This window comes from Flavobacterium sp. (genome assembly GCF_036405015.1).
In the GTDB taxonomy this organism is placed as follows: Bacteria; Bacteroidota; Bacteroidia; order Flavobacteriales; family Flavobacteriaceae; genus Flavobacterium.
This window is the reverse complement of the sequence record NZ_DASWYK010000164.1, coordinates 1-5,894: the sequence shown is the minus strand read 5'-3', so window position 1 is coordinate 5,894 and position 5,894 is coordinate 1. Positions and strand designations below refer to the sequence as shown.

The following is a 5,894-nucleotide window of genomic DNA, read 5'->3' as shown; positions in this document are numbered from 1 at the left end:
TTAAGTGTTTCTGTCTATTTTGTAATTTTAAGAAAAATTTAACATAATTAAAATTTTAATATTATGTTAAAAAAATATCCGATTTCAGTAAAATATAACAGTTGTAAAATCTGTTTTTCTTAGCTATAATTGGAAAGTAGAGAAGATATAATTCTGTAAAAATGAATGAAATTACTGCTTATTAGATATTCAAGATATAGACTAAAATCGGGGCAGAATATGTTACTTTTTGACTTTACTTAGAAGTTTTGTCATGCAAAAAATCACTTTTTTGCTTCAATTGGATTACTTCAAAAAGCCTAATTTTTTACATCATTTTAGTTATGTTTCTCAATGAAAGATTTCTTTTCTCTTTTAGATTTCTTATTTTTAGTATTTAAACCAGAAAATCCAATTCAGATATGAGTTTAGATTCAAAAAAGCATTTATTGTCTTCTTTACTATTGTTGCTGGTGTTTTTCATTAAACCGGAAATAGTTTCAGCCCAATTATTAGGAACGGGGAAAAGTACAACAGAAGAAACTGCCAAAATACCTGAAGATTCCCTCGGAAGAAGATCTCCCCAAGGAACCGTTAATGGATTTATTAAGGCAATTGGCGACCAAAATTATTTGCGAGCCAGTCAATATTTTGTATTAAGTAAACGTTCGTATCGTAAAACTGCTGAAAGGATTCGTATTGCAAAGACTTTTCAGCAACTGTTGGATCAGGGAGGAAATTTATCACCATCTTCTATCATTAGCAATAAAGAAATTGGACGTACAGATGATGATCTGGCAACGGGTTTAGATCATGTTGGAACTATTACTACAGGAAAATCGGTTATCGAACTTTATGTAGAAAACCAATCAGATGACAGTCAGCCCGCATTATGGCTTTTTTCTGCAGAGACTGTAGAATCTATTTTATCTGCTGATATTACGGGAGAAAAAACTTTCCTAGATAGAGTACTTCCCACAGTTTTAAAAGAAAGAAAACTAGGAAATGTTCCCATTGGCCACTGGACAGTGGTCGTAATTATGACTGTTTTGTCGTATCTACTTTCGAGATTGCTGGTATTTCTGATAGGTTTGCTCGTTCAAAAAGTATGGAAAAAAGCCGCTACAGAACAAGGAAATGCTATTATAGAAGCACTAACGCTGCCACTTCATATGTATCTGACCGTAATTTTATTTGTGGCATTTACTCAGCGTATGGGGATTTCTATAATTGTCCGACAGCGTTTCAGTATTATTATCATTACAGTTTCAATACTTGCTTTTTTAATACTGCTTTGGAGAATGACGGACTTTGTAAGTATGTTCGCCCGAAGTAGAATGAGTAGAAAAGGGCGTATTTCAGCTATTTCGGCTATATTATTTTTAAGCCGTACCACCAAAGTTGCCATTGTGGTGATCGGTGTTATTGCTTTGCTCGGAATTATTGGAGTAGATGTAACAGCTGGACTTGCCGCGCTGGGAATTGGAGGGATTGCTTTAGCATTAGGAGCGCAGAAAACTATAGAAAATTTTGTTGGAAGTGTAAGTCTTATTGCCGATCAGCCGCTTCGTGTAGGTGATTATTGTCGTGTTGATGATATCAAAGGAACGGTAGAGTCTATAGGAATGCGTTCTACGACATTACGTACTGCAGCCAGAAGCATCGTAACGATTCCGAATGGTCAGCTTTCAGCCAGTAAAATAGAGAATTATGCACATCGTGATCGTTTTATTTTTAATCCAATCTTTAATTTCAGAATGGAAACATCTCCAGATCAGATGCGTTATTTATTGGTTGAATTAAGATCTTTGTTATTTGCTCATCCAGCGGTATTGAATGTAACGCCAATAGTACGTTTTACAGGAATTACAGCCGATGCACTTAAAGTTGAAGTTACTGCTTATATCGAAGCTATAAATTTTGAAACTTCGCAAGAAGTACAGGAAGATTTATTGTTACGAATGATGGATATAATTGAACAAAGCGGTACTTCATTGGCTTATCCGTCTCAAACATTATATATGGCACGCGATACTTCTTCGTCAATCGAAAAATCAGAAGTAGTTTCTGAAACAGTAAAAAAATGGAAAGAAAATAACGAATTACAATTACCCAAGTTCGATCCTAAACGTGTGGAAGAATTAAAAGATAGTCTTAAATATCCTGGAGATGGAAGTTATAAACCTGAAGAAAATTAATATTATATAGAAAAATAAAAAGCAAAAGAATTCTAATTTTTTAGAGTTCTTTTGCTTTAAGTAAAATAGTTTAAGATGTTGCTTTTTAAATAGATATTTATTTAAAATTATTTCTCAAGTGTAATCGTTTTACCTGTATAATTTATTCTTCCGCTTTGGATATCACTAGAACCATCAGGTTGTTTTCCTCCAACAAAAATGGTAAACCAACCTGGTTCTACAACACGTTGTTTTTTCTTGTTGATCATAGAAAGCTGTCTTGGAGTAATGGTAAAAGTAACCGTTTTGGTTTCTCCTTTTTTAAGATGAATTCGATCAAAACCTTCTAATTGACAAATCGGTCGTGGAGTAGAAGCTTTTTCATCTTTTAAGTATAATTCAGCAACTTCGTCTCCATCACGTTCTCCCGTGTTGGTTACATCGACAGTAACTGTAAAATCGCTTTCAGAATTAAGATCTTTTGGCAATTGTAGATTAGAATATTTGAAATTCGTATAACTCAAACCAAATCCAAACGGATATAAAGGTGTTTTATGGAAGTAACGATACGTTCTACCTTCCATATCATAATTTTCAAATTTAGGAAGCTGATCGACTGATTTGTAATACGTAACAGGAAGTCTTCCTGCCGGATTATAATCTCCAAAAAGGACATCTGCAATCGCATTTCCACCTTGTTGTCCAGGATATCCAGCTGTTAAAATAGCAGGAAGATTATCATTTGCCCAATTGATAGAAAGTGCACTTCCGTTAATTAAAACCAATATAACAGGTTTTCCAGTAGCTTTAACCGCTTTCATCAATTCTTCTTGATTGGCTGGAAGATCCAAACTTGTTCGATCACCGCCATTAAAACCATCTGCTTCTACTTTCATTTCTTCGCCTTCTAAACGCTCATTCAATCCTAAAACCAAAATTACAGCATCGGCTTGATTAGCAGTTTGCACCGCTTCCTGAACTAAGTTTTCTTGAGGTTCAGCCCATAACAATTGCGCAATGGCATCTCCGTAGAAATTCTGGTATTTAACCTCTATTTTGTATTTTTTCCCTTGTACTAAATCTATTTTCTGAGGACGAAAACGCGGATGGTGATTGTTTTTTCCGCCTGTACTTTTTCCGCCTTCAATTTCAACAGTCATAAAAGGTTTTGACCATTCCGATATATTATAAGTTCCCGTTTTTGGAACTGTTAGATAACCAGTCCATTTTACGCTGTAATTCCCCATTTTCAAACGAGGATCTGGCGTGTTGATATCCCAATGAAAATCGACATTATCATCTGTACGGGTAAAAAGAGGTTTTCCGCTCCATTCGCTGTTGTCGTAATATTCCCCAGTTAATCCCTGAGTTCCGTTTTCATTCTGAAAATATATAGATGGTATAATTTTCATAGCTGGAACTCCTTTTGCTAAGTCAGTACCTTTGGCATATAAAACTTTTGTATTGGGCTCTAATTTATTTTGAATTCCTTTTAAAACAGTAACAGGATTACTTGGCACTCCACTATAATTTCCCCATAATGATTGAATATCATCGGCATTTGGCCCGATTACGGCAATCGTTTTAATATTCTTAGAAAGAGGTAGTGTATGATTTTCATTCTTCAAAAGAACAATACTTTTTTGTGAAGCTGTTCTAGCAAGAAAATCGTTAGCTGCATTATTGTTCGTTGAATATGGAATTTGTGCAAAAGGAACAATCTCGTCTGGATCAAACATTCCTAACTTAAAACGAGCTGTAAATAAGCGTTTCACAGCAATATCAATATCGGCTTCTGAAATTATTTTGCGATCAACAGCTTCTTTTAGAGACTTAAAACTACTACCGCATTCCAAATCCAAACCATTTTTTACCGCCAACGCAGAAGCACTTGCAGCATCATTTGTAATTTTATGATATTTCCAAATATCGGTTACAGCACCACAATCCGAAACGATGTAGCCATTAAATCCCCAGACATTTCGAAGAATATTAAATAGAAATGGACTCGCACTAGCCGATTCGCCTCTAAAACGATTGTAAGCGCCCATGACAGAATAAACATGGCCATCTTTTACCAAAGTTCTAAAAGCAGGGAGATAAGTTTCATATAAATCTACATCGCTTGTATTGGCATCAAAAAAATGACGAGAAGGCTCTGGTCCAGAATGCACGGCATAATGTTTGGCAGTCGCCACCACTTTCAAATATTTATCATTTGTGCCTTGAAGTCCGTTTACGTAATTAAGTCCTAATTGGCTCGTTAAAAACGGATCTTCACCGTATGTTTCATGTCCGCGCCCCCAACGAGGATCGCGAAAAATATTTACGTTTGGCGACCAAAATGTCAATCCTTGGTACATCCCGTGCTGTCCTCTTCTTAAATATTCGTGATGTTTGGCACGAGCTTCATCAGAAATCGCGTTGGCAACCTCTAATATCAATTGACGATCCCAAGAAGAGGCAATTGAAATAGATTGCGGAAAAACAGTTGCATATCCTGCACGTGCAACACCATGCAGAGATTCATTCCACCAATTGTATTCAGGAATTCCTAAACGATCAATTGCAGGAGCAGAATCCATTAATTGATTAATTTTTTCGTCTAGTGACATTCTTGAAACCAAGTCATTAACACGTTGCTCAGTTGGTAAATTGGGGTTTTTGTACGGAAAACTTTCTTGCGCAAAGGTGGTTAAAGCAAAAAAATGTAACGCAATAACTATGGATTTTCTTTTCATAGGTTTTGGATAGTGTTAGGTTTATTATTTTTTGATTCGCCGTTTTAAGAAAAAACAGGAAATATATTAGTAAGATTTTAAACAATCAAATGATAAAGTTGTCAACTCACAAAATTAGATTTTTATATTGCTAAAGTTAGGATAAATTGCTATTTGGAGTATGTTATAAAGCTTTGTATTAATTATTTATAATTTTAGTTGAATTGCAAAAGGGAGACAAATCACTATTTTTATGGTGGTATTTTGCTGAAATAACGTCTTCTTTTAGGTCAGGAAAGGAATTTTGATATTTTTGTGATCTGCTTAATTTTATAAAGTTTTTAAATGAAAAGAAATCTACTTGTATTCTTTTTTTATTGGATTACTATTTTATCTACTGCACAGCCTTCAGGTACGCTAACTCATTTCGCAAACGATTTAAAGTTAAGGCAATCGCGTATTCTTGATATTCAACAAGACAAAAAAGGATTTATTTGGCTTTCTACTTTTAATGGACTGATTCGTTACGACGGAAGCACTTTTCAAAAATTCAGAGTCAAACAAAACGGCTCTCTGAATTTAATCTCCAATCGTGTTTTTAAATTTAAGTTTGATAAAAGTGACCGAATCTGGATTCAATCCGAAAAAAATGATATTTATTATTTTGATACTCGTCAGTTAAGTTTTCATTATCCAATTGAAGAAGGAACTTTAAAAGCAGCCAATATTGCTTTTGTAGATTTTAAAGTAATGCCTTCAGGAAGAGTCTGGCTTTTTCCCGAAGAAAAAAATTATCTAATTGCTTTTGAAACCAATAAAAAAGTTAGAAAAATTGCTTTTGATCCGGCAAAACATTGTGGAAAAATACGTGATATTTTTGAAGATAAACATGGAATAACTTGGTTTTTTACCGAGGCAGGTATTTGTAGATTAGATAAATCTGGTGCAGAACCTCAATATTTCTTTTTTAACGGAAAACCTAATTTGTTTAATTCATTTTTATAAACAAAAGAAGATA

General features: G+C 34.4%; 3 protein-coding genes. 2 read left to right on the top strand and 1 reads right to left on the bottom strand.

What is annotated here, in order from left to right:
* Positions 1-401 precede the first annotated feature (401 nt).
* The gene (locus VGE71_RS13190) at positions 402-2,177 is read left to right on the top strand and encodes a mechanosensitive ion channel family protein (protein WP_331138752.1); all 1,776 of its coding nucleotides are present in this window, start codon (positions 402-404) and stop codon (positions 2,175-2,177) included.
* A gap of 107 nt (positions 2,178-2,284) precedes the next feature.
* Here VGE71_RS13190 and VGE71_RS13185 read toward each other — a convergent pair whose 3' ends face one another.
* Positions 2,285-4,897, bottom strand: coding sequence for a beta-glucosidase (locus VGE71_RS13185; RefSeq protein WP_331138751.1), 2,613 nt, complete (start codon positions 4,895-4,897; stop codon positions 2,285-2,287).
* A 324-nt stretch (positions 4,898-5,221) separates the two neighbouring features.
* On the opposite strand from VGE71_RS13185, the gene VGE71_RS13180 reads away from it, so the two are divergent.
* Positions 5,222-5,881 carry a two-component regulator propeller domain-containing protein gene (locus VGE71_RS13180; RefSeq protein ID WP_331138750.1) on the top strand — a complete coding sequence of 220 codons (660 nt, stop codon included), beginning with the start codon at positions 5,222-5,224 and terminating at the stop codon, positions 5,879-5,881.
* The last annotated feature ends 13 nt before the right edge of the window (positions 5,882-5,894 follow it).

Bases quoted from the DNA above. Each gene is read 5' to 3' on its own strand.
- VGE71_RS13190 (WP_331138752.1), top strand. From the start codon at position 402: ATGAGTTTAGATTCAAAAAAGCATTTATTGTCTTCTTTACTATTGTTG.
- VGE71_RS13185 (WP_331138751.1), bottom strand. From the start codon at position 4,897: ATGAAAAGAAAATCCATAGTTATTGCGTTACATTTTTTTGCTTTAACC.
- VGE71_RS13180 (WP_331138750.1), top strand. From the start codon at position 5,222: ATGAAAAGAAATCTACTTGTATTCTTTTTTTATTGGATTACTATTTTA.